Annotated in this window: 3 protein-coding genes; 2 read left to right on the plus strand and 1 reads right to left on the minus strand. The window is 66.8% G+C overall.

All coding sequences use genetic code 11. The features are described 5' to 3' along the window. Both VH499_RS23790 and VH499_RS23795 read left to right on the plus strand, forming a co-directional pair. Positions 1 to 570 (plus strand): ABC transporter ATP-binding protein (locus VH499_RS23790; protein WP_332055257.1); only part of this gene is annotated, 570 nt, incomplete at its 5' end. Further along, complete coding sequence (locus VH499_RS23795; RefSeq protein ID WP_332055258.1) at positions 567 to 1,331, plus strand: SDR family oxidoreductase; 765 nt, start codon at positions 567 to 569, stop codon at positions 1,329 to 1,331. The genes VH499_RS23790 and VH499_RS23795, both read left to right, overlap by 4 nt. A gap of 137 nt (positions 1,332 to 1,468) precedes the next feature. On the opposite strand, the gene VH499_RS23800 is transcribed toward VH499_RS23795, so the two are convergent. Beyond that, positions 1,469 to 1,948, minus strand: a 480-nt coding sequence (locus VH499_RS23800) for an alpha/beta hydrolase (RefSeq protein ID WP_332055259.1), incomplete at its 5' end; no start/stop codon positions are given.

Consider the following 1,948-nt stretch of genomic DNA (forward strand, 5'->3'; position numbering starts at 1 on the left):
CGGCGCGGTACGATCAGGTTCGCGGGCCAAGACGTGACCGCGACCCCATCCTACGAGCGCAGCAAGCTCGGCATTGCGCTCGTTCCGGAAGGCCGCCACGTGTTCCCGTTCCTCACCGTGCGCGAAAATCTCGAGCTCGGCGGCTTCAATGTCCGCAACGATGCGGGCAGGGTGCGCCAGCGCATGGACGGCGTCTTTGCCATGTTTCCGCGCCTGTCCGAGCGCAGCAGCCAGAACGCCGGCACGCTGAGCGGCGGCGAGCAGCAGATGCTCGTGCTCGGCCGCGCCATGATGTCGGAGCCGCAGCTGCTGTGCCTGGACGAGCCGTCGCTCGGGCTGGCGCCGATCGTCGTCCAGGACATCTTCCAGAAAATCAAGGCGATCAACGCCGCCGGCACCAGCGTTCTGCTGGTCGAGCAGAACGCGCGATACGCCTTCGAAACCGCCAGCCGCGGCTACGTGCTGCAGACCGGCTCGGTGATCGCGAGCGGGCCCTGCGCCGAGCTCAAACGCGATCCGCGCGTGCAGGAAGCCTATCTCGGCCGCATCGCTGCGAGCGCCGTGTCATGACACTCGCCGGCAAATATTCGTTGGCGGGCAAATCCGCCGTCGTCACCGGCGCCGGCAACGGCATCGGGCGCGCGATCGCACTCGCTTTTGCCGAGGCCGGCGCCACCGTGGCCTGTATCGATCGCGACAAGGCGGCGGCCGAGAAAACGGCGGCGGCGATTGGGAAGGCGGCGATCGCGGTTGCCTGCGACGTGGGCAGTGAGGCGCAGGTCGAGGCGGCCGCCAAAACAATCCTCGCCAGATATCCCGCCATTCATATCCTGGTGAACGGCGCCGCCGGCCACGATCCGAACGGATCGGTGCTCGAGCTCACGCTCGACGACTGGAACAAAGTGTTCGGCGTCAATGTCGCCGGCGCCTTCCTGATGAGCCGCGCGATCCTGCCGGCGATGATCAAGGCGGGCGGCGGCAGCATCATCCACATCGCCTCGCAGCTCGGCAGCGTCGCGGGACCGCGCCGCGCGGTCTATTGCGCCAGCAAGGGCGCGCTGATCCAACTCGCCAAGGCGATGGCGACCGACCATGCCTCGCAGAACATCCGTGTGAATACTTTGTCGCCCGGCGCCGTCGAGACCGATCGCCTGGTGAAACGCTTCGGCGACATGGAGACGGCACGGCGAACCGCTGGCCCGAAGCACCTGTTGCAGCGGCTCGGCCAGCCCGAGGAAATCGCGCAGGCCGCGGTCTTCCTTGCGAGCGATGCCTCGAGCTTCATGACCGGCGCCGACCTGCTGGTCGACGGCGGCTATAATGCGACGTGATGCCACGCCGTCATTCCGGGGCGCGAGCGTAAGCGAGCGAACCCGGAATCCACAACGCAGATCAGGGCCTAGTTCTGGATTCCGGGTCCGTCCGTCTCGCCCTGCGGGCTTCGACGGCCGTCCCGGAATGACCGGGGTTACCGCCCCAAAATGGTGCCCGTCATCGCGCGCCGGTCGCGCTTAGGCCAGGTGCCGGCGTCGGCGGCCTGAAACAGGTCCGACAGGTGCATGTTGAAGACGGCCGGCTCCTCGAGATTGATGTTGTGGCCGGAATTTCCCATCACGACCAGCGAGGCGGTCGGGATGTTCTTCTTCATGAGAATGCCGGGCTCGAGGCAGGGCCAGTCCTCGTCACCGGTCATGATCAGCGTCGGCACCGTGACGCTTTTCATCTTGTCGACCAGGTCGAACAGCGAAGGCCGGCGCTTCTGCACGCCGCGCATGGTAAGGGCCGCGCCTTCGGTCGAGTGCTCGGCCAGCTGGTCGGCGAATTCGCGCCAGCCGCGCGGGTCCTTGTTCTGGTGCTGCACGCGGGTCGGGCCGAGCGCATAGCCTTCGGCCGCCTTCTTCATGGTCAGCTCTTCGAAGCGTTTTGCGGAGGCTTCCGCCTCCTCGGC

The sequence above is a fragment of the Reyranella sp. genome (genome assembly GCF_036558665.1).
Classification (GTDB): Bacteria; Pseudomonadota; Alphaproteobacteria; order Reyranellales; family Reyranellaceae; genus Reyranella.